The sequence below is a fragment of the Stenotrophomonas sp. 112478_Sma genome, from assembly GCF_056479905.1.
In genome coordinates this window covers 3,431,310-3,452,905 of sequence record NZ_CM151072.1, presented here as the reverse complement: position 1 = coordinate 3,452,905, position 21,596 = coordinate 3,431,310, and the positions used below count along the sequence as shown (strand labels likewise).

Sequence of the window (21,596 nt, the reverse complement as noted above, 5' to 3'; positions counted from 1 at the left end):
ATACGTTATTAATGCGCGGTCGCAGTTCTTGCGTCCAAGTGCCCGTCGGCAGGGGAGAAACCGTGGGGCTCATCCCAAAAAGTCAGTCGCCGCTTATTGGCGTCGACATCAGTTCGACTGCGGTAAAGCTGTTGCAGCTTTCCCGCAGTGGCAATCGTTTCCGTGTGGAACATTACGCCGTGGAACCACTGCCGCCGAATGCGGTCGTGGAGAAGAACATCGTCGAGGTGGAGGCCGTGGGTGAGGCCATCCGCCGGGCGTTGAACCGTTCCGGCAGCAAGGCGAAGCAGGCCGCCGCCGCCGTGGCCGGCTCGGCCGTGATCACCAAGGTGATCCCGATGCCGGCCGAGCTCGACGAGAACGACATGGAAGCGCAGATCGAGCTGGAAGCGGTCAACTACATTCCCTATCCGATCGAGGAAGTGAACCTGGACTTCGAGGTGATCGGGGTGATCCCGAACAACCCGGAGATGGTCCAGGTGCTGCTGGCCGCGTCGCGGTCCGAGAATGTGGAACTGCGCCAGTCGGCGCTGGAACTCGGCGGCCTCCAGGCCAAGGTGATGGACGTGGAGGCCTTCGCGGTCGAGAACGCCTTCGCCCTGGTTGCCAGTGAGCTGCCGGTGTCCACCGACGGCGTGGTCGCGCTGGTCGACATCGGCGCCACGATGACCACCCTGAACGTCCTGCGCGGCGGGCGCAGCCTGTACAGCCGCGAACAGGTGTTCGGCGGCAAGCAGCTGACCGACGAGATCATGCGCCGCTACGGCCTGAGCTACGAGGAAGCCGGCCTGGCCAAGCGCCAGGGCGGGCTGCCGGAAAGCTACGAGATGGAAGTGCTGGAGCCGTTCAAGGAAGCCACGGTCCAGCAGATCAGCCGCCTGTTGCAGTTCTTCTACGCCGGCAGCGAATTCAATCGTGTCGATCATATCGTGCTGGCCGGAGGCTGCGCGGTTCTTGGGGGCCTGCCGGAAATGGTCGAGGAGCAGCTGGGTGTGCCGACCGTGGTCGCCAATCCGCTGGCGCAGATGACGCTGGGACCGAAGGTGAACGCGCATGCGCTGGCCCAGGATGCTCCCGCGCTGATGATCGCGACCGGTCTGGCGCTGAGGAGCTTCGACTGATGGCACGCATCAACCTGTTGCCCTGGCGCGCCGAACGGCGCAAGCAACGCCAGCGCGAGTTCTACGCAATGCTGGGCATGGCCGCCGTGGGTGGCCTGCTGCTGTCGCTGATGATCTGGTTCTACTACGACCGCCAGGTCAGCGGCCAGATGGACCGCAATGCCTACCTGCAGGCCGAGATCGACAAGGTCAAGGAGCAGAACAAGGAGATCGACCGCCTCGACGCGCAGAAGGAGCGGCTGCTGGCGCGCAAGAAGGTGATCGAGGAACTGCAGGCCAAGCGCTCGCAGATGGTCCACCTGTTCGACGCGCTGGTGCGCACCATTCCCGATGGCGTCGTGCTGACCGCCCTGAAGCAGGAAGGGGACACCCTTACCCTGGAAGGCCGCACCCAGTCCAACGCCCGCGTTTCGGCGTACATGCGCAACCTGGAGACGTCCGGCTGGATGGCCAGTCCGGAGCTGTCGATCATCGAGGCGCGTGAGCCGGACAAGGACAAGGACGGTCGCCCGGGCCCGGTATCGGACATCAAGGCGCTGCCGTATGTGTTCGTGGTCAAGGTGAAGCTGCCGGCGCAGAGCGAGGAGGCCACCGCGCCGCCGGGCCTGAATGCCGATGGCACCGTGGCACCGGCCGCAGCCGCCGAACCGGTCGCACCGCTGTCGGCCGCACCCGAGGCGGCCACACCCGCCGCACCGGCCGCACCCGCCACCGCACCCGCCACCACGCCGCCCCCGGCAACGGCCCCGCCGGCCGCCGCGCCGGCCAAGCCGGAGGGCAGCCGCCTGGCGCAGCCGCCGCAGGCCTTCCACGCCCCGTTGCAGGGGGACCGCGCATGAGCCAGAAGATCGATCTCAAGAATCTGGATTTCAACGACATCGGCAACTGGCCGCAGAAGGCCAAGATCGTCTTCTGCGCGCTGCTGGCGCTGGTCATCATGTTCGTGGCGTGGATGCTGCTGATCAGTGGCAAGCGCGAGGAACTGGAGGGCCTGGAGCGGCAGGAGACCGAGCTGCGCACCGAGTTCACCAAGCAGCAGGAACGTGCGGTGAACCTGGCGCCGCTGAAGCAGCAGCTGGCACAGATGGAGCAGGTGCTGCAGCAGATGCTGCGGCAGCTGCCGAGCAAGACCGAAATGCCGGACCTGATCATCGACATCTCGCAGACCGCGTTGTCCAGCGGCCTGTCCAACGAGCTGTTCGAACCCGAGTCCGAGCAGATCAAGGAGTTCTACGCCGAGAAGCCGATCAAGCTGCGGATGGTGGGCAGCTACCACCAGTTCGGTGCGTTCGTCAGCGGCGTGGCTTCGTTGCCGCGGGTGGTCATCCTGACCATGCACGACATCAACCTCAAGCCCAAGGACAAGACCAGCGGCAACGTCCGCGCAGGTGCGCTGGAGCTGTCCGGCACGGTCAAGACCTACCGGTATCTGGACGAAGCCGAAGTGCAGGCGCAGCAGAGCGCTGACGCCGGCAAGGAGGGCGGGAAGTGATGCGCGCACAGATCGTACGCGGGTCGATGGTGCTGGCGGTCCTGCTGCTGGCCGGCTGTGGCCGCGGCGTGACCAGCACGCCGGGCGATGCGCCGAACCTGGAGAAGTGGGTGGAGGGCGAGCGTGCGCGACCGGCGCAGCCGCTGGAGCCGCTGCCGGTGATGCAGCAGTTCGAGACCTTCGAATACTCCGCGCAGGGCATGCGCGATCCGTTCACCGATGCCTGGACCAATCCGCAGCAGGGGAACGGCGGATTGCGACCGGACCCGAACCGGCGCAAGGAGCCCCTGGAGGGCTTCCCGCTGGACGCACTGGACATGGTCGGCACCATCGGCACCGGCGGCAGCACCGTCGCGCTGGTGATGGGGCCGGACAAGGTCACCTACCGGGTCCGCCCGGGCGGCTACTTGGGGCAGAGCGACGGGCGGGTCACCGCGGTCTTCGAGGACCGCGTTGAACTGATCGAACTGGTGCCGGATGGCGCGGGTGGTTGGCTGGAACGGCCAGCGACGCTCGCGCTGGAAGATCAATGATCGTTTACTGGGGATAGCACGATGACCTTTCACCAAGCCAAGGGGCTGCGTCCCATCCGGCGCTCTACCTTGAACCGTGTCAGCGCGCTGGGAGTCGCGCTGATGCTGGCCTGCGCTCCGGCGCTGGCCGCCGCACCGGCGGAGAAACCGGCCAGCACCGCGGTGGCCCCTTCGGCCCCGGCGACAACTGGCCTGTCGGTGTCCAAGATCGATTTCAAGCGCGGCGATGACGGCGTCGGCCGCCTGATCCTGCAGTTCGACGGCCAGGGCGCGATTCCCGACCTGCGCACGCAGGGCAGCAACGTCGTGGTCGACGTGGGCAACGCGCGCCTGCCGGCCAACCTGCAGAAGCCGATGAACGTGGTCGACTTTGCCACGCCCGTGCAGCGCATCGATGCCAAGCCATCGGGCGCCGGGACCCAGCTGGTGCTGAGCACGGCGGGTACGGTGGAGTCGCTGGCCTACCAGAGCGGCAACGAATACGTGGTCGAGATCAGTCCGCGACAGGCGCCCGCCGCCGTCGGTGCGGTCAACGCCGGTACGGTCACCCAGGCGGTGAAGGCCGTCGGCCAGCGTGGCTACTCGGGCAAGCCGGTCACCTTCAACTTCCAGGACGTGCCGGTGCGCACGGTGCTGCAGTTGATCGCCGAAGAATCCAACCTCAATGTCGTGGCGTCCGATTCGGTGCAGGGCAACGTGACCCTGCGCCTGGTCAACGTTCCGTGGGACCAGGCGCTGGACATCGTGCTGCGCGCGAAGGGCCTGGACAAGCGTCGCGATGGCAGCGTGATCTGGGTCGCGCCGCAGGCCGAGCTGGCCAAGTTCGAGCAGGAGAAGGAAGACGCCCGCATCGCCATCGAGAACCGCGAAGACCTGGTGACCGATTACGTGCAGATCAACTACCACAGCGCCACGCAGATCTTCAAAGCGCTGACCGAGGCCAAGGGCATCGGCGGCGGTGGCGGTGGTGGAAGTGGCGGTTCCTCGTCGCAGGAGGAAAGCGGGTTCCTGTCCACGCGCGGCCGCATCGTTGCCGACGAGCGCACCAACACGCTGATGATCAGCGACATCCCCAAGAAGATCGCACGCATGCGCGAACTGATCGGGGTGATCGATCGTCCGGTGGACCAGGTGCTGATCGAAAGCCGCATCGTGATCGCCACCGACACCTTTGCCCGCGAACTGGGTGCGAAGTTCGGCATCAGCGGCAGCCGCGACAATGTCTACTTCAGCGGCAGCCTCGACGCCAACGCCAAGACCCGCAAATCGCAGGTCGATACCGCGCTGGAAAATGCCAAGGCCGTGCGTGAGTGGCAGGCCGGTGGCAGTGTCGGTCCGGCACCGGTGCCGACCGGCTCGACCATCGAGCGTGGCCTGAACTGGAACCTGCCGGTGGCCCTGGCCAACAACCCGGGTTCGCTGGCGCTGTCGATCCTCAACGCGGGCTACCTGCTGGATGTCGAGTTGTCGGCCATGCAGGAGGAATCGCGTGGCGAAGTGATCTCCAATCCGCGCGTGGTCACCACCAACCAGCGCGAGGCGATGATCAAGCAGGGCAAGGAGATCGGCTACGTCACCATCAGCGGTACCGGTGCCGCCGGGGGCGCGGGTTCGACGCCGAACGTGCAGTTCAAGGAAGTCGTGCTGGAGCTGCGGGTGACCCCGACGATCACCAATGACAACCGCGTGTTCCTGAACATGCAGGTCAAGAAGGATGAAGTCGATCGCCTGATCGAGCTGCAGGGCTACGGCACGGTGCCGTCGATCAACCGCCGCGAAGTCAATACCGCGGTGCTGGTCGAGGACGGCCAGACCGTGGTGATCGGCGGTGTGTACGAGTTCACCGATCGCAACAGCATCAGCAAGGTGCCGTTCCTGGGCGATGTGCCGTTCCTGGGCAATCTGTTCAAGAAGCGCGGTCGCAACAAGGACAAGGCCGAGCTGCTGGTGTTCGTGACGCCGAAGGTGCTGCGCGTGGCCAAGCAGAACTGATCCACCGCCTGCAGCAGGTGCGAAACGGGGCCGCCATGTGCGGCCCCGTCTGCGTTGCGGCCATGCAGCCACGCAGGGCGTGGACGCTGTTCAGCGTCTCTTGATGCCATCGCCGGGGCACCCTGCGATGATGTCGGGAACCCGTGCCGTCCTGTGCCGGTCAAAGGCCCTCATGAACCTGCCCCCGCCGATGCCCGAATCTGCAATGCCGGCTGCCACGCCGGCCACGTCCCACCTGCACGCGGCGTTCAACACGTTGCGCGAGGCGCTGTCGGCCGAGATCGTCGGCCAGGCCGCCCTGGTCGAGCGCCTGCTGATCGCGCTGCTGGCTGATGGCCATCTGCTCGTGGAGGGCGCGCCCGGGTTGGCCAAGACCACCGCCATCCGCGCCCTGGCAGCGCGCCTGGAGGCCGATTTCGCGCGCGTGCAGTTCACCCCGGACCTGTTGCCTGCCGATCTGACCGGTACCGAGATCTGGCGCCCGCAGGAAGGCCGTTTCGAATTCGTGCCGGGCCCGATCTTCCATCCGATCCTGCTGGCCGATGAAATCAATCGTGCACCGGCCAAGGTGCAGTCGGCGCTGCTGGAAGCGATGGGCGAGCGCCAGGTCACCGTGGGTCGCCACACCTATGCGTTGCCCTCGTTGTTCCTGGTGATGGCCACGCAGAACCCGATCGAGCAGGAGGGCACGTTCCCGTTGCCCGAAGCGCAGCTGGACCGCTTCCTGATGCATGTGCGCATCGGGTATCCGGACCAGACGGCCGAGGCGGAAATCCTGCGGCTGGCGCGCGAACGTGCGCGCGGCGCGCTGGGTGAAGCCCCGGCGGCCCCGGAGAAAATGCCGATGCAGGATGTCTTCCAGGCGCGTCGCCAGGTACTGGACCTGCACATGGCACCGGCCCTGGAACGCTACCTGGTGGAGCTGGTGCTGGCCTCCCGCGATCCGGCCCGCTACGACCCCGCGCTGGGCCGTCGCATCGCGTGGGGCGCCAGCCCGCGCGGTTCGATCGCGCTGGAGCGTTGCGCGCGTGCGCGCGCGTGGTTGGCCGGCCGTGACTTCGTCACCCCTGATGATGTGCGTGCAGTGGCTGCGGACGTGCTGCGCCATCGCGTGCTGCCGAGCTACGAGGCGACCGCCGAAGGCTGGGATGGCGAACGGCTGGTGCAGGAACTGCTGGCCCGGGTGCCGGCACCCTGAGCCTGCGCATGACCGATACATCCCAGGAGCATGGAGTGTCCGCCAGCGAAGGCGATGGACTGCGCCCGCAGCTGGCCGAGCTGGTGGCGCTGCGCCGTCTGGCCCAGCGTCCGCCGCCGCCCCGTCGCGGCCGCGCCGGCAATGCGGGGCAGGCACCGTCGCCGCTGCGCGGGCGCGGCATGGAGTACGCCGAATCGCGCGAGTACGTCGCCGGTGACGATGCTCGTCATATCGACTGGCGCGTGACCGCGCGCACCGGTCGTGCCCATACCAAGCTGTTCCAGGCCGAACGCGAACGGGTCAGTCTGATCGTGGCCGATACCTCACCCGCGCTGTACTTCGGCACCCGCGTGCGCTTCAAGTCGGTGCAGGCTGCGCGTGCCGGTGCAGTCGCCGCCTGGTCGGCGCAGCGCCGCGGCGACCGCATCGGTGCGCTGCGCGGTAGTGACCGCGAAGCGCCGGTAGCGCCAGCCGGCGGACCACGTGGCGTGCTGCGCGTGCTCGACGCGCTGACGCGCTGGTATGCGCAACCTCCGGCCGATGACCTGGGTCTGGAGCGCGCGCTGGACCACGCGGCGCGCGTACTGCGTCCGGGTGCACGGCTGCTGGTGCTGGCCGACCCGCAGCAGGCCATCCGCATTGCGCCGGCGCGATGGGGAGCGCTGGCCCAGCATCACGACCTCAGCCTGGTGCTGCTGGTCGATCCGCTGGAGCTGCAGCCGCCGTCGGCGCCCCTGCAGTTCCTTGCCGCCCAGCAGCGCATCGGACTGGACCTGCGCCGCAGCGACGTGCAGGCGCAGTGGCATGCGCATTTCGTTGAACCGCTGCAGGAACTGCAGCGCCAGCTGGGGGCACGCCGCATCGATGTGCAGGTACTGAGCAGTGACGCGGCCAGCGATGCCTGGCTGGCGCCGGCGCCTACCGAGGTACCCGCATGAGCGCAGCGCTGCCCCTGCGCGATGTGCAGCTGCCACCGGCACCGTCGTGGTGGCCACCGGCCCCCGGCTATCTGATGATCGGGGCGGTTCTGCTGCTGGCGCTGCTGATCCTCGCCCTGCTGTGGTGGCGTCGCCGTCGGCGTCAGCAGCGCTGGTTGCAGGCGTTTGATCGCGAGCTGGCGGGCGCGACCGATGCCGCCGCTGAGGTGGCGGCCATTGCGGGCCTGCTGCGCCGTGCCGCGCGTCAGGCACGGCCGGGCAGCGAAGCGTTGCATGACCACGCCTGGTGGCAGCGGGTGGATCCGCAGGCGACGTTGCCGGCGGCGCAGCGCGATCTGCTTGCCGAGGGCGCGTACCGGCCGCAGGTGGATGCGGCCGATGTCGCAGTGCTGCGCCGCTGGGCACGCGGACGTTACCTGGCGATGCTGCAGGAGCGGCGCCGATGAGTGCGCTGGCGAGTTACTGGCCCTGGCCGGACCTGCAGCTGGCCTGGCCATTGGCGCTGTTGGCGGTGCCGTTGCCGTTGCTGATGCTGGCCTGGAAGCGCCGTGCCGCCCCCGGCGCTGCGCTGCGCGTGCCCTATGCCGCGACCGAACTGGAGGCCCTGGCCGGAGCGGGTCGTATCGATGCGCGCAGGTGGCGTGCGCTGCTGCTGTGGCTGGGCTGGATCGCGCTGTGCGTGGCGCTGGCGCGGCCGCAGCAGTTGGGCGAGGCGATCACACCGCCGCAGCAGGGGCGCCAGATGATGCTGGCGATGGACGTGTCCGGCAGCATGGGCGAGGCCGACATGGTGCTCGGCGGCCAGGCCGTCGATCGGCTGACCGCCGCCAAGGCCGTGCTGGCCGACTTTCTTGACCGTCGTGCAGGCGATCGCATCGGCCTGCTGATCTTTGGTGATCGGGCCTATACGCTGACCCCGCTCACTGCCGACCTGGCCAGCGTCCGCGACCAACTGCGCGACAGCGTGGTCGGCCTGGCCGGGCGCGAGACCGCCATCGGCGATGCCATCGGCCTTGCAGTCAAGCGCCTGCGCAGCCAGCCCGAGGGCCAGCGTGTGCTGATCCTGCTCACCGATGGCGTCAGCAATGCAGGCGTGCTGGAACCGCTGCGTGCGGCGGAGGTAGCGCGTGCCGAGGGCGTGCGCATCCACACCGTCGCCTTTGGCGGCGATGGCAGCATGCGCTTTCTCGGCATTCCGATTTCCGCCGACCAGGACCCGGTGGACGAGGCGACGCTCAGGCAGATCGCCCGGATGACCGGCGGCCAGTTCTTCCGCGCCCGCGACACTGCCGAGCTTGCAGGCATCTATGCCGAGCTGGACCGGCTGGAGCCCATCGCGGAGAAGGGGCCGGCCCTGCGCCCGCGCGATGAGCGTTATCCCTGGCCGCTGGGCGTGGCGCTGCTGCTCGGTGCGCTTGCGTGGGCATGGCCGGAGCGTCGTCGATGATCGCCCTGGCATCCCATCTGCCGGACTGGAACGCGCTGCATTTCCTGCGGCCTGACTGGCTGTGGGCGTTGGCCGCGCTGCCGTTGATCGTGGCCGTAGCGGTGTATCGACAGCGCCGCAGCGATGCATGGCGGCAGGCGGTCGATGCCCATCTGCTGCCCCATCTGCTGGCGTCGGGGCCGCGCCGTCGCATGCGCCTGCCGTGGGCGCAGCTGCTGGGCTGGACGCTGGCGTGCCTGGCCCTGGCCGGGCCCAGCTGGCGACAGCAGGCGCAGCCGATGTTCCAGGCCAGCGCACCGTTGCTGGTGGTGCTGGACCTGTCCAGCCGGATCACCGCCACCGACCTGCCACCGTCGCGCCTGCTGCAGGCGCGGGCCAAGATCGGCACGTTGCTGCGCGCCCGCGAGGGCGGCCAGGTTGGGCTGATCGTCTATGCGGACGATGCCTATACCGTCGCTCCGTTGACCGAGGATGCCAGCAATGTCGCGCTCTATCTGGACGCGCTGTCGCCGGATGTCATGCCGCGCGATGGCCAGCGTGCCGATCGTGGCATCGATTGGGCGACACGGCTGATGCGGCAGACCGGCGCGCCCCAGGGGCAGATCCTGGTGATCACCGATCAGGCTGACGATGAGGCCGAACTCGCTGCTTCGCAGGCCCGCAGCCTGGGGCTGCAGGTGTCGGTGCTGGGTCTGGGAACTCCGGGCGGTGCCGCGTACCGCGACAGCAGCGGCCAGATCCGCCAGGCCGCGCTGGACGAAGGCCGCCTGCGCGCCGTGGCGACGGCCGGCGGCGGCCGCTATGTGCGGATCGCCGCCGATGAGCGCGACCTGCGCGCGCTGGGTGTGCTCGATGCCCGTGAGGGCACAGCGCTGCAGCGGCCGGGTACCGGTCACCAATGGCGCGACGAAGGCTTCTGGTTGCTGCCGCCGTTGATGCTGCTTGCGTTGCTGGCGTTCCGACGGCGTGCGCTGCTGGCTGCCGTGCTGGCGGTCGGCCTGTTGCCGTGGACGGACGGCGCGCAGGCGCAGGCACAGACGCGGCCGGTGCAGGGCACGCTGTGGAAGCGGGCGGACCAGGTGCAGCATCAGCGTCTGGCCGAAGGCGTACAGGCCTACCGCCAGGGTGACTTCGCACGTGCCCGGCAGCAGTTCGAAGGGCTCGACACCGCGGCCGGCTGGTACAACCTCGGCAATGTGCTGGCCCGCCAAGGCCAGTACGACGATGCCATAGCCGCCTACGATCGCGCACTGGCCCTGCAGCCGGGGATGGCCGACGCGGTGGCCAACCGGGCTGTTGTCGATGCTGCACGCAAGCGCAAGCCGCCGGGTGGCCAGCGGCAGAGCCCGGGACAGCAGAATCCGCCCCGGAAGCCGTCCTCGACGCCGCAGGATCAGCAGGGCCAGCCACAGCAGGGCCAGCCGTCGGGGCAGGGACAGCCGCAGGCGCCCTCGCAGCGCCCCCCGCCCTCAGACGCCGGCGCCCAGCCGCAACCGCGGCCCGGTGAGCGTGGTGATCAGGGACCGCCGTCACCGCCCCAGGCCGAGGACGCCCATGCGCAGGCCGAGGCCGACGCGCAGCAGCGACAGCGCATGCAGCAGGCCATCGAACAGGGGCGCGAGGGCCGGGAGAAGAATGATCCGACCGTGGCGGGCGATGACGGCCGCACGCCGCGCCAGCGCGAGGAACAACAGGCGGTGGACGCCTGGATGCGGCGCGTGCCGGATGATCCGGGCGCGTTGCTGCGTGCCAAGTTCCAGCTGGAAAACGAACGCAGGAAGAGGGAAGGGCGATGAACATGCACGGCCTACGCCGGTGTGCGGCAATGCTGCTGCTGTGGCTGCCATTGATGGCCTGGGCAGAGCCGCGGGCATGGCTGGACCGCGATCGCATCGCGATGGGGGATACGGTCACCCTCAACGTGCAGAGTGATGCCGGTGCGCCGGACTTCACGCCGCTGCGCAGTGACTTCGATCTCAGTGGGCAGACCAGCAGCCGCCAGGTGGAGTGGAGCAACGGCAGCATGCAGCAACGCAGTCTGTATGGCGTGGCACTGACGCCGCGACGCAGTGGCACGCTGACGATCCCGGCCCTGCAGGTGGGCACTGCGCAGACCGCACCGCTGACGTTGCAGGTGGATGCCGCCGCCCCGGTCACCGCTGCCAACGGTGCGGCCATGGCGTTCATCCAGACCGATGTCGACGATGACACGCCCTATGTGCAGCAGAGCGTTGGCGTGGTCGTGCGCCTGTTCTTCGCCTCGCAGCTGGCCTCCGGCGAGCTCATCGTGGATACGCCCGCCGGTGCCTCGCTGCAGCGGGTGGGCGACGACCGTACCGACGTGAGGCAGGTCAATGGACGCCGCTACAACGTGGTCGAGCGCCGCTTCCTGCTGATTCCCGAGCGCAGCGGGACACTGCGCCTGGCCGGCGCGCGCTTCAACGGCCGCAGCGCGGGCGGCTTCTTCGATGACTTCTTCGGAGGGGGCGATGGCCGCATGAACGCCACCGGCGCCGACCGCACGCTGCAGGTGCAGGCACAGCCGATGCAGGCGCCGCAGCCGTGGCTGCCGTTGCAGGGCCTGCAGTTGCGCTATACCAGCGCGCCGAGTACTGCGCGTACCGGCGAGGCCGCCACCATCGTGGTCGAAGCGATCGCCGAAGGTGCCACCCGTGCCCAGTTCACCGACCTTCCGGTTCCGGACCTCGGCACGGCGGCGCAGGTGTTCGCCGAACCGGCGCAGTACGAAGAGACCTTCAATGGCAGCACCCCGCGGTTGAAGATCACCCGTCGTTACTCCGTCGTGCCCCGCCAGCCGGGTCCGCTGCAGGTGCCGGGGCCGAGGGTGTCATGGTGGAACGTGCGCGACGGCAGCGCGCAGCAGGCACGACTGCCGGACCTGGCACTGACGGTCAGCGCCGGTACGGGCACTGCCGCGCCCGCCGCGCCGCCGCCGATCGACACCGATGCAGCGCTGCCCGACGACGACACGCGCATTGCGGCCACCGATCCGATCGCCTCGGGGACGCCGAGCCAGCCCTGGCCCTGGATTGCCGCGGTGATCGGCCTGGCGCTGCTGTGGCTGCTGACCCTGCTGTGGGGCTGGCAGCGCGGACGCGGCGGGCCGTCCATGCGCGGTGCCACTCGCCCGCCGGGGCCGCCGTCCGGGCCGGAAGCCAGCGAAGGACGCGGCAGCGTCGCCGAACTGCGCCGGGTGCTGGACGGCGAGGGCTTCGACCAGGTCGAAGCGCAGCTGTGCGCGATGGCAGGTGTACCGCGGCTGGAGCAGGTCATCGCCAGGCTGGGTGATCCGATCCAGCGCCGAGTGCTGCAGGACCTCCAGCAGGTGCGATGGGGCGGGCAGGGAGAGCCGGCACCGCTGCGTGTGCGGTTGCGCGAGGCCTTCCGTGACGGACCACACTGGTCGGGGACCGCCCGCGGCACCGACACTGGGCTGGCGCCGCTGTATCCGCAGCGCCGAACCTGAACCGGCGCCGCTTGCGCGCTTTGTTAGAGTGCATTCATTTTTCGAGGAAACCTGCGTATGACAGCAGCTGCCGCCGGCAAGAAGACGTTGCCCCTGCACTGGAAGATGGGCATCGGCTTCGCGATCGGCCTGATCCTGGGACTGACCGTGCACGCCCTGGGTGGCAGCGTCGATGGTCTGCAGACCGGTGCCAAGTGGGTCATGGACTACATCACCACGCCTGCATCGGGGCTGTTCCTCAACCTGATCTTCATGCTGATCGTGCCGTTGATCTTCTCGGCGCTGATCATGGGCGTGTCGGAGATGGGCGACATCCGCGCCCTCGGCCGCATCGGCTGGAAGACGCTGGCCTATACCGTGCTGCTGTCCGGCATCGCCGTGGCCATCGGCCTGGTGCTGGTCAACCTGCTCAAGCCCGGCGTCGGCGTCGATCCGCAGACCGCCGCGCTGATGCTCTCGGAGAACGCCGAACGCAGCAAGGAGATCGTCGCCGGCATCCATGGCACGCCGAAGGGCATGGACATGCTGCTGTCGATCGTGCCGAGCAACGTGCTGCAGGCGGCCTCCGACAACGGCGCGATCCTCTCGCTGATGTTCTTCGCGCTGATGTTCGGCATCGGCATGGTGCTGACCGATGACGAGAAGGTCGCCCCGCTGCGCCGCGCCATCGAAGGCGTGTTCGAAATCTCGATGACCCTGATCAATCTGGTCATCCGCCTGGCACCGTATGCGGTGGCCTGCTTCATGTTCAACCTGGCCGCGCTGTTCGGTTTCGAGCTGATCATCCGCCTGGGCGCCTACGTGGGCGTGGTGGTGCTGGCACTGGGCCTGCACATGGTGGTGACCTACGGCGCCGCCGTGTGGCTGTCGGGCCGTTCGCCGCTGTCGTTCTTCCGCGATACCCAGGAAGCGACGGTGATGGCCTTCTCCACCGCCTCCAGCAACGCCACCCTGCCGACCGCGCTGCGCGTGGCCGACCAGATGGGCCTGCCGCAGCGCGTGTCCCGCTTCGTGCTGACCGTGGGCGCCACCGCCAACCAGAACGGCACGGCGCTGTTCGAGGGCGTGACGGTGATCTTCCTGGCCCAGTTCTTCGGCGTGGACCTGAGCATCGGCCAGCAGATCATGGTGATGGCGGTGTGCATCCTGGGGGGCATCGGTACCGCGGGCGTGCCGTCGGGTTCGCTGCCGGTGGTAGCGATGATCTGCGCCATGGTGGGGGTCAACCCGCTGGGGATCGGCCTGATCCTGGGCGTGAACCATTTCCTGGACATGTGCCGCACGGCGCTGAACGTGACCGGCGATCTGGCGCTGACCACCCTGGTGGCCAAGGGCGAGGGCCACGACGGCCCGGCGCTGGTTCCCGACCGCGACTGAGTCCTGGCGACCTGATCGGGGTCGGATTCCTTTCCGCACGGAAAGGGCTCCGACCCCTTTTCACATGCGGAATCCGGCGGAGATCACGACGTTGCCGGCCAGCGCCCGCACGACCGGGCAAGTGGAACTGACCCCCACCCGGTGACTATGGGACAATAGGTCGCCCGCACGTCCGCGGCCGCCTCCCGATTCCGACAGAACCATGACGCAGCCTACCCGTCGCCAGTTGGCCAACGCCATCCGCTTCCTTGCCGCCGATGCGGTTGAAACCGCAAAGTCCGGCCACCCCGGCATGCCCATGGGCATGGCCGACATCGCCGAAGTGCTCTGGAACGACTACCTTCGCCACAACCCGAGCAATCCGCACTGGTTCAACCGCGACCGTTTCGTGCTGTCCAACGGCCACGGCTCGATGCTGCAGTACGCGCTGCTGCACCTGAGCGGTTACGACCTGCCGATCGAGCAGCTCAAGCTGTTCCGCCAGCTTGGCAGCCACACCGCCGGTCACCCGGAGCGCCATGAAACCCCCGGCGTGGAAACCACCACCGGCCCGCTGGGCCAGGGTTTCGCCAATGCCGTGGGCTTCGCCCTGGCCGAGAAGCTGCTGGCGCAGCGCTTCAACCGTCCGGAACTGGAAGTGGTCGACCATCGCACCTGGGTGTTCATGGGCGATGGCTGCCTGATGGAAGGCGTCTCGCATGAAGCCGCTTCGCTGGCCGGCACCTGGGGCCTGCACAAGCTGGTCTGCTTCTGGGACAACAACCACATCTCCATCGATGGCAACGTCGAAGGCTGGTTCACCGACAACACGCCGGAGCGTTTCGAGGCCTATGGCTGGAACGTGGTCCGCGATGTCGATGGTCACGACCCGGAGAGCATCAAGGCCGGCATCGAGGCCGCGCTGTCGCAGAGCGACAAGCCGACCCTGATCTGCTGCCGCACCACGATCGGCTTTGGTTCGCCGAACAAGGCCGGCAAGGAATCCAGCCACGGTGCTCCGCTGGGCAAGGACGAGCTGGAAGCCACCCGCAAGCAGCTGGGCTGGGAGTACGGCCCGTTTGAAATCCCGCAGGCCATCTACGATGGCTGGCGCGCCAACGGTGCCGGCACCCTGCGCCAGGCCGAATGGGAACAGCTGTTCGACAAGTATGCGGGCCAGTATCCGGCCGAAGCCGCTGAACTGACCCGTCGTTCGCACGGCGAACTGCCGGCCGACTTCGTTGCCCAGGCCGACGCGTACATCGCCAAGGTCGCGGCTGAAGGCCCGACGATCGCCTCGCGCAAGGCCTCGCAGCTGGCCATCGAGGCCTTCGCGCCGCTGCTGCCGGAAATCGTCGGCGGCTCGGCCGACCTGGCGCACTCCAACCTGACTCTGTGGAAGGGCAGCACCTCGGTCGCCAGCGACGACGCCAACGCCAACTACGTGTACTACGGCGTGCGCGAGTTCGGCATGACCGCGATCGCCAACGGCCTGGCGCTGCATGGCGGCTTCATTCCGTTCGATGCCACCTTCCTGGTGTTCAGCGATTACGCCCGCAACGGCGTTCGCATGAGCGCGCTGATCCCGGCCCATGCCATCCACGTCTACACCCACGATTCGATCGGCCTGGGCGAAGACGGTCCGACCCACCAGCCGGTGGAGCATCTGGCCTCGCTGCGCTACATCCCGAACAACGACGTGTGGCGCCCGTGCGATGCCGTCGAGTCGGCGGTGAGCTGGAAGGCGGCGATCACCCGCCAGGACGGCCCGAGCTGCCTGGTGTTCAGCCGTCAGAACCTGCCACACCAGCCACGGAGCGCTGAGCAGATCGCGCAGATCGAGCGTGGCGGCTACGTGCTGGCCGACGCCGCCGGTACCCCGGACGTGATCCTGATCGCCACCGGTTCGGAAGTCTCGCTGGCCACGGAAGCGAAAGCCCAGCTGGACGCGGCCGGCCTCAAGACCCGCGTGGTCTCGATGCCGTCCACCGATGTGTTCCTGCGCCAGGATGCGGCATATCGTGAATCGGTGCTGCCGAACGCCGTGCGCAAGCGCGTGGCGGTGGAAGCCGGCGTCACTGGTTTCTGGCGCCAGTTCGTCGGCCTGGACGGTGCGGTGATCGGTATCGACACCTTCGGTGCCTCGGCCCCGGCCGACCAGCTGTACAAGCACTTCGGCATCACCGCCGCGCACGTGGTGGACGCCGCCAAGGCGCTGTAAGCAGCATCGCGATGTGATGCAGGGAAGGCCGGCGCAAGCCGGCCTTTCCTTTGGGCTGGCGCCGGGCCATGCCCGGCGGATCGGCTGCTCGCCGGGCATGGCCCGGCGCTACCGGCTTCAGGCCGTGCGTGCCAGCGCCAGCCGCAGCAGGCGCGCGTCCAGCCGCTCGTGGAAGTCCTTCGGTGACTGCAGGCCCATGCGCTGCAGGTACACCGCATCTCCATCGCCGGCCGGTTGCCGCAGCGCTGCCCAGACGGTACGCAGCTTGTCGCCGCGGGTCTGCGTGTTGGCCTTCAACCAGCCCAGCGCCTTCACCAGCACCTGCTCGATCTCATTGAAGTCGCTGCCCAGCGGGTAGTCGGGCAGAGTGCCGTCGGAACGGAAGGGTGCCAGCGCTGCGGCCAGGGCCTGCGGTGTATTGCGCTGCAGCCGCTGCGGATCGGGCTGCGTCGTGGCCAGCAGCTTGCGCGCGGCCTGTGCCTGCTGCAGCAGGCCCTGCTGGAACGGCGCCTCGGTGATCGCCGCCATCGCCTGCACGCAGTCCTCGTCGGTCAACCCGCGCAGGTCGGCGATGCCGTACTCGTCCAGGTAGATATCACGCAGATGGCGGGGAATGGTGGTGTGGCCATAATTCCAGCGCACGTTCGATTCGCGATGGCCCTTGTCATCGCGCGCGGCGCGGAACATCAGCACGCTGCGTGCTTCCGGCAGGGCATGGGCCATCGCCACGAAGTTGTACTGGCCGCCGACGCCGGACACCACGCGGCCATCGTCCAGGGCATCGGAGACCGCCGCGCCCAGCGCAGTGGCCATCATGCAGGAATTGAAGAAGCGTGCATGGCGGCGCTGCAGGCGCTCCAGCGTCTCGTTGCCGCCGTAAAGCTGGTTGATCTCACTGATGCGGCGCATGCCGATGGCGCGACGTTCATCCGCCGGCAGCTCGCGCAGCCACTGGTAGAACTCCGGCGAGCCCAGGTAGAACGCGCCATGCAGGTATTCGCCTTCGGCGGCCAGCGTGGCATGGTCGATGGACAGCGTGCTGCCGTTCTCGATGCGCTGCATCAGCGCCAAGTCGTCATGCACCTTGCGCTTGATCACGCCGGTCTGGACCAGCCGCCGGAAGCCCTCGTTGAGCATCTCGCTGCAGCCGTACAGGCCGATCTCGAACGGCTCCAGGCCGCCGATTTCCTGTACCAGCGGATGCCGCGCAAGCTGCGGATCCAGCGCGTGCAGCACGCGCCGGTAGCGCGCGTTGTCGGTATGCCGCAGCACCAGTGCATGGCTGAGTGCATCGGCCAGCGTGCCGATGCCGATCTGCAGCGTGCCGCCATCGCGCACCAGGGTGCTGGCATACAGGCCGATCGCATAGTCGGCGTCGGCGACCGGCTGCCGCGGCAGGCCGAACAGCGCCGGATACGGCGGCGGCGGGGTGATGACCAGGTCGAAGAAGGACACATCGACCGTGGCGGTGCCGCCCAGATAAGGCAGCTGCGGATCGATCTCGGCCACCATCAGCGGACGCGGCAGGCCGCGTGCGGCGATTGCATCTAGCGTGTCCTGGGTGATGTCGTTGTTGCAGGACAACGAGAGGCGGCGATCGTCCGGGCGCATCGCCACCTTCTGCACGATTACATGCGGCGCGCGCTGGGCCACTGCATCAGCGGCATGGGTGTAGTTGAGGCTGGTGTAGCTGGACTGCGCCTGCCGGGAACCGAGCAGGGCGCCGGACTGCATGTAGAACTCCTCCACCTGCACATGGGCGGGCAGTGCGTCACGGGCGATCGCGTCGGCATAGGCCAGGCGGGGGAAATCCTCGCCGAAATGGCGCTGCGCGAAGGGGCCCAGGAAGCGGGCCTCCAGGCCGCTGCCCCGCACCTTCGGCGGATTCAACGACAGGGCAGTGTAGAGCTGGAGGGGGTGCGAGGGATCGTTCTCGACCCGTGCATACAGTGCATTGAGCAACCGGTGTGGCTTGCCCAGCGCCAGCGGTGCTCCGATCCGCAGCGGCCCTTCCACGCGCGCGAACAGCCAATCGACGGCGGCGTCCAGGTCGGTGAGGTGTTCGGTCATCCGGGGCAGTCCTGCGTAAGGGGAGTTCCGGCATTACAGCATGTCGGGCTTGAACCGCCGTCGACGCGAGACTTCCGCACCGGCCACCATGAAGCGGCCATCGCCACGGTAGTGCACGGTGCGCGGCAGTTTCGGCCGTGGCGCGACGTGGGCACGCACGATCTCCCAGATGAAAAGGTTGCTGGTCTCGATCTGGCTGTCGTCGTACAGGCGGCACTCGAAGCACGAATGGCACTGGCCGACCAGCGGCGCGCCGACCTCGCGGGCGGGCAGGGCATCCAGGCCGAAGTGCGCGAACTTGTCGACCTCCCGCCCGCTGCAGTTGCCGATGTCCACTACGGTATCGAGCAGCTCCACGCCCGGCACATTGATCACGCATTCGCCGCTGCCCCGCGCCAGCGCGAAGCTGTGGTTCTCGTTCCACAGATAGGTCGCCACCAGTGATGGCGAGAAGCCCATCACCATGTGCCAGCCCATCGTCATCAGGTTGCGCTGGCCACGCCACGCGGTGCTGACCAGCACGATCGGGCCGGGTTCGAGGAAGCGGCGGGCCTGTTCGACGGGGAAATCCTTCTTGGGCAGCGGTTTCATGCGCACTCCGGGACCGGAAGGGCCGATGCTGGGCCAGGGCGCATGAAGTGCAGGTCGATGGAAGGCTTGACAGCGGCTTTGATTACGTGCGTAATCGAATTGTCGATTACGGGCGTAAACAATGAATCCGATCAGTGAAGCCGAGGCGGTCGTGATGGAAGTGCTGTGGCAGCAGGCGCCCCGCGGTGCCGATGAGGTCGTTGCCGCACTGGCCCACCGGGACTGGGCCGAACCGACCATCAAGACGCTGCTCAACCGCCTGCTGACCAAGGGCGCGATCGCTGCCGAACGCGAAGGCCGCCGCTATCTGTATCGGCCACTGCTGCAGCGCGAAGCTTGGGTCGCGGCTCAGAGCCAGGACTTTCTGGGCAGAGTGTTCGAAGGACGGGTGGCGCCATTGGTTGCCCATTTCAGCGAACGCGGCCAGCTCAGCGCGCAGGACATCGCCGAACTGAAGAAGCTGATCCAGGAGCTGGACCATGAGTGAGGTGCTCGACAGCGTGTGGCGGGCCAGCGTGTGGCTGGCGCTGGCGGTGATCCTGCTGGCGGCGATGCGGCCGCTGCTGCTGCGGCTGGGAGGGCCCTCGCTGGCCTATCGCAGCTGGTGGTTGTTGCCCCTGCTGCTGGCAGGCCTGTTGCTGCCGTTGCCTGCGCTGCCCCTGCTGCAGCATGTGCCGACCCTGCCCCTGAACGTGATGCCTGTCGCGCCGGAGGGCGAGCCCACCCAGGTCATGCGCTGGCCGAAATGGTTGCTGCTGGCCTGGATGCTTGGCGTGGCGATCAGTCTGCTGCGAAGCCTGCGTGCGCAGCAGCGCTTCGAACGTATCCTGGGCCGTCTGCAGGCGCGTGCCGACGGCAGCTGGCAGGCCAGTGCCGATCCCGGTCTGCCGGCCCTGGTCGGCCTGTGGCGGCCGCGCATCGTGGTCGGCCCCGATTTCGACCAGCAGTTCGATGCACGCGAGCAGGGGTTGATCCTGGCACATGAACGCAGCCATCGCCGCAATGGCGATCACTGGGCGAACGGCGCGTTGCTGCTGGCACGCGCAGCGTTCTGGTTCCATCCGCTGATGCCGTGGGCAACACGCAGGTTCCTGCGCGACCAGGAACTGGCCTGCGATGCCCGCACCATTGCCACGCAGCCTGCGCTGCGCGGACTTTACGCCAGTACGCTGCTGAAGGCGCAGCTGGTTCACCCGGTTGCGCCGGCAGTGTGTCACTGGCGCAGCCAACCCGTGTTGAAGGAGCGAATCGCCATGTTGAAGCAGTCCAAGCGGAAGGCATTGCCGTGGGTGTCCGGGCAGGTGCTGGTGGTCGGGGTGTGCGCGGGCCTGGCCACGGTGGCGTGGGCAAGCCAGCTCGGGATGGCCGGCGTGTCGTCGATCGGCGTCGAGCCCGCCGAGTACGCGCAGGCCGATGCCGCTGCGGCCGGCCTGCAGCGTTCTGCGCAGGTCGAGAGGATGGCACCGCCGAAGTATCCGGAGTCTGCGTTCCAGCAGGGCCTGACCGGCGTCGTCACCTTGAAGGTCGAGATCGACGCAGAGGGCAGGCCGACCGACGTACAGGTGCTCAGCGCCACCAATCCCGGTGTGTTCGATGCGGTGTCGATCACGGCCGCCAAGGGCTGGACCTTCCGGCCGGCCCTGAAGGATGGGCGTCCGGTGGCTTCCGCCGTGCGGATTCCACTGACGTTCTCCATGAGTGAGGACGAGAGGGAAGCGGAGCGCGCGCGGTGAGGCAGGCCGCGCTGCTGTTGGCCACGCTGCTGGCCGGCTGTGCCACCCAGGAACGACTCGGCGCGGTTGACACCCGCAGCGAGAGTGTCGGCCATCAGCGGTTGCAGCCCACAGCGGCGGGCGGCAGCGGTCAGGTGCAGGCCTATGCGCTGGCAGCGGGCGAAGGCTATCGGATGCCGCAGCTGTATGCGGCGCCTGATCCGAAGGTGGGCGACCGCGATCCGCGTACCGAACTGGCGCCCACCACCATCTGCCTGCAGGTGGTGGTCGATGCGGAAGGCATGGTAGAGCGCAGCCTGCCGCTGACTGACCGCCCCGAGTGCGCCGCCGGCGCTGCAGCGGAGAACGCGCCGCTGCTGCAGGCGGCGCAGGAGGCGGTGGCGATGTGGAAGTACAGCGCTGCCGCGGTCTGCCACTACCCGGTCGGCAAGGTCCCATCCGACCGCGGCGACTGCGGGAGCGCCGAGCGCATCGAGCCGGTGCCGGTCAGCCTGCTGTACGCCTTCACCTTCGAGATCGTGAAGGGCCGGCAGACGGTCCGTACGCAGGGGAAATGATCGCGCGTGATGCCGGGTAGCGCCGGGCCATGTCCGGCCAGTACAGCGGCGTCGATCAGGCGCCGCCCTGGATGTTGGCCTTCACCGCCGGTTGCATCAGCGCCGGTTCGGCCAGCGTGGCGTCGCGGGCCTGGCGCACGCTGACGAAGTCGGCTTCGGCCACACCGTCATGCACGTGGATATTGCGCGCGCGCTGCTCACCGATGGTGGTCTCGTTGGCGATGTCGCGGCCGCCCGGGCCATAGTCGTGGCAGACGAACACACGGGTGGACTCGGGCAGCGCCAGCAGGCGCTGGATCGAGCGGTACAGCTGCGCCGCATCGCCGCCGGGGAAATCGCAGCGGGCGGTACCGCCGTCGGGCATGAACAGCGAATCGCCCGTAAACAGTGCGTCGCCGATCAGGTAGGCGATGCTGTCGCTGGTGTGGCCGGGGACGGCGATGACCTGGCCGCGCACTTCGCCCAGCGTGAAGGTCTCGCCGTCGGCGAACAGGTGGTCGAAGATGTCGTCCGCGGCAGGAAGCTGCAGGCCGAACCGCGGCGCAAAGGTCGCCTGCACGGCGCGGATGCCTTCACCGATGGCCAGCGTGGCGTGAGGGAAACGCTGCTTGAGCCGCCGCCCGGCCGACACATGGTCGGCGTGGGCGTGGGTCTCCAGCAGCCACCTCAGCCGCAGCCCCTGCTGCTCGATCGCGTGCAGTGCCGGCTGGACCGGCGACTCGCTGCTGGCATCGGTGTCCGGGTCGTAGTCCAGGACCGGATCGATCAGCGCAGCCTCACCGCTGGCCGGGTCGCTGACCAGGTAGCTGAAGGTATTGCTGTCACGATGGAAGAACGACTGGACCTGGACCGGCATCGGC

The 21,596-nt window shown here is 68.1% G+C and carries 19 protein-coding genes; 16 read left to right on the top strand and 3 right to left on the bottom strand.

What is annotated here, in order from left to right; all coding sequences use genetic code 11:
* Positions 1-62: 62 nt before the first annotated feature.
* The 13 genes from ACZK08_RS15735 (at position 63) to tkt (ending at position 15,785) form a co-directional block, all read left to right on the top strand.
* Positions 63-1,121, top strand: a complete 1,059-nt coding sequence (locus ACZK08_RS15735) for a pilus assembly protein PilM (protein ID WP_053518451.1) — start codon at positions 63-65, stop codon at positions 1,119-1,121.
* Positions 1,121-1,960 carry a PilN domain-containing protein gene (locus ACZK08_RS15730; protein WP_065175741.1) on the top strand — a complete coding sequence of 280 codons (840 nt, stop codon included), beginning with the start codon at positions 1,121-1,123 and terminating at the stop codon, positions 1,958-1,960. The genes ACZK08_RS15735 and ACZK08_RS15730 overlap by 1 nt, the downstream gene beginning before the upstream one ends.
* Complete coding sequence (locus ACZK08_RS15725; RefSeq protein WP_053518455.1) at positions 1,957-2,613, top strand: type IV pilus inner membrane component PilO; 657 nt, start codon at positions 1,957-1,959, stop codon at positions 2,611-2,613. The genes ACZK08_RS15730 and ACZK08_RS15725 overlap by 4 nt, the downstream gene beginning before the upstream one ends.
* Positions 2,613-3,146: a pilus assembly protein PilP gene (locus tag ACZK08_RS15720; protein ID WP_053518457.1), complete on the top strand. Its 534-nt coding sequence runs from the start codon at positions 2,613-2,615 to the stop codon at positions 3,144-3,146. The genes ACZK08_RS15725 and ACZK08_RS15720 overlap by 1 nt, the downstream gene beginning before the upstream one ends.
* Positions 3,147-3,167: 21 nt before the next feature.
* Entirely contained in the window at positions 3,168-5,138 is a 1,971-nt protein-coding gene (locus tag ACZK08_RS15715; RefSeq protein WP_065181674.1) for a type IV pilus secretin PilQ, read from the top strand.
* 172 nt (positions 5,139-5,310) lie between these two features.
* Positions 5,311-6,336 (top strand): AAA family ATPase, encoded by a 1,026-nt coding sequence (locus ACZK08_RS15710; RefSeq protein WP_065175742.1) that lies wholly within the window; start codon positions 5,311-5,313, stop codon positions 6,334-6,336.
* An 8-nt stretch (positions 6,337-6,344) separates the two neighbouring features.
* Complete coding sequence (locus ACZK08_RS15705) at positions 6,345-7,274, top strand: DUF58 domain-containing protein (protein WP_065181673.1); 930 nt, start codon at positions 6,345-6,347, stop codon at positions 7,272-7,274.
* Entirely contained in the window at positions 7,271-7,720 is a 450-nt protein-coding gene (locus ACZK08_RS15700; RefSeq protein WP_053518464.1) for a DUF4381 family protein, read from the top strand. Before ACZK08_RS15705 ends, ACZK08_RS15700 begins: the two co-directional genes overlap by 4 nt.
* Entirely contained in the window at positions 7,717-8,721 is a 1,005-nt protein-coding gene (locus ACZK08_RS15695; protein WP_053518465.1) for a vWA domain-containing protein, read from the top strand. Before ACZK08_RS15700 ends, ACZK08_RS15695 begins: the two co-directional genes overlap by 4 nt.
* A complete protein-coding gene (locus ACZK08_RS15690) occupies positions 8,718-10,517 on the top strand; it encodes a tetratricopeptide repeat protein (RefSeq protein WP_065181672.1) in 1,800 nt (599 codons plus the stop codon). Before ACZK08_RS15695 ends, ACZK08_RS15690 begins: the two co-directional genes overlap by 4 nt.
* Positions 10,518-10,546: 29 nt before the next feature.
* Complete coding sequence (locus tag ACZK08_RS15685) at positions 10,547-12,208, top strand: BatD family protein (RefSeq protein WP_478452261.1); 1,662 nt, start codon at positions 10,547-10,549, stop codon at positions 12,206-12,208.
* Positions 12,209-12,265: 57 nt separating this feature from the next.
* Positions 12,266-13,585: a dicarboxylate/amino acid:cation symporter gene (locus tag ACZK08_RS15680; RefSeq protein WP_053518469.1), complete on the top strand. Its 1,320-nt coding sequence runs from the start codon at positions 12,266-12,268 to the stop codon at positions 13,583-13,585.
* Positions 13,586-13,787: 202 nt separating this feature from the next.
* Complete coding sequence (tkt, locus tag ACZK08_RS15675) at positions 13,788-15,785, top strand: transketolase (RefSeq protein ID WP_065181670.1); 1,998 nt, start codon at positions 13,788-13,790, stop codon at positions 15,783-15,785.
* Positions 15,786-15,902: 117 nt separating this feature from the next.
* Here the strand turns inward: tkt and ACZK08_RS15670 are convergent, their stop codons facing one another.
* Both ACZK08_RS15670 and ACZK08_RS15665 read right to left on the bottom strand, forming a co-directional pair.
* On the bottom strand, positions 15,903-17,855 hold the full coding sequence (locus ACZK08_RS15670) for an acetyl-CoA hydrolase/transferase C-terminal domain-containing protein (protein WP_065181669.1): 1,953 nt from the start codon (positions 17,853-17,855) through the stop codon (positions 15,903-15,905).
* Positions 17,856-17,888: 33 nt separating this feature from the next.
* Complete coding sequence (locus ACZK08_RS15665; protein WP_053518474.1) at positions 17,889-18,446, bottom strand: flavin reductase family protein; 558 nt, start codon at positions 18,444-18,446, stop codon at positions 17,889-17,891.
* Between the two features lie 121 nt (positions 18,447-18,567).
* Here ACZK08_RS15665 and ACZK08_RS15660 point away from each other — a divergent pair, with 121 nt between their 5' ends.
* From ACZK08_RS15660 to ACZK08_RS15650, 3 genes are read left to right on the top strand one after another with little or no spacing between them, the layout of a single operon-like run.
* Complete coding sequence (locus ACZK08_RS15660) at positions 18,568-18,933, top strand: BlaI/MecI/CopY family transcriptional regulator (protein ID WP_065181668.1); 366 nt, start codon at positions 18,568-18,570, stop codon at positions 18,931-18,933.
* Positions 18,926-20,179, top strand: coding sequence for a M56 family metallopeptidase (locus ACZK08_RS15655; protein ID WP_065181667.1), 1,254 nt, complete (start codon positions 18,926-18,928; stop codon positions 20,177-20,179). Before ACZK08_RS15660 ends, ACZK08_RS15655 begins: the two co-directional genes overlap by 8 nt.
* On the top strand, positions 20,176-20,736 hold the full coding sequence (locus ACZK08_RS15650; protein WP_065181666.1) for a hypothetical protein: 561 nt from the start codon (positions 20,176-20,178) through the stop codon (positions 20,734-20,736). The genes ACZK08_RS15655 and ACZK08_RS15650 overlap by 4 nt, the downstream gene beginning before the upstream one ends.
* A 55-nt stretch (positions 20,737-20,791) precedes the next feature.
* Here the strand turns inward: ACZK08_RS15650 and ACZK08_RS15645 are convergent, their stop codons facing one another.
* Positions 20,792-21,592 carry an MBL fold metallo-hydrolase gene (locus ACZK08_RS15645; protein WP_053518482.1) on the bottom strand — a complete coding sequence of 267 codons (801 nt, stop codon included), beginning with the start codon at positions 21,590-21,592 and terminating at the stop codon, positions 20,792-20,794.
* Positions 21,593-21,596 lie beyond the last annotated feature (4 nt).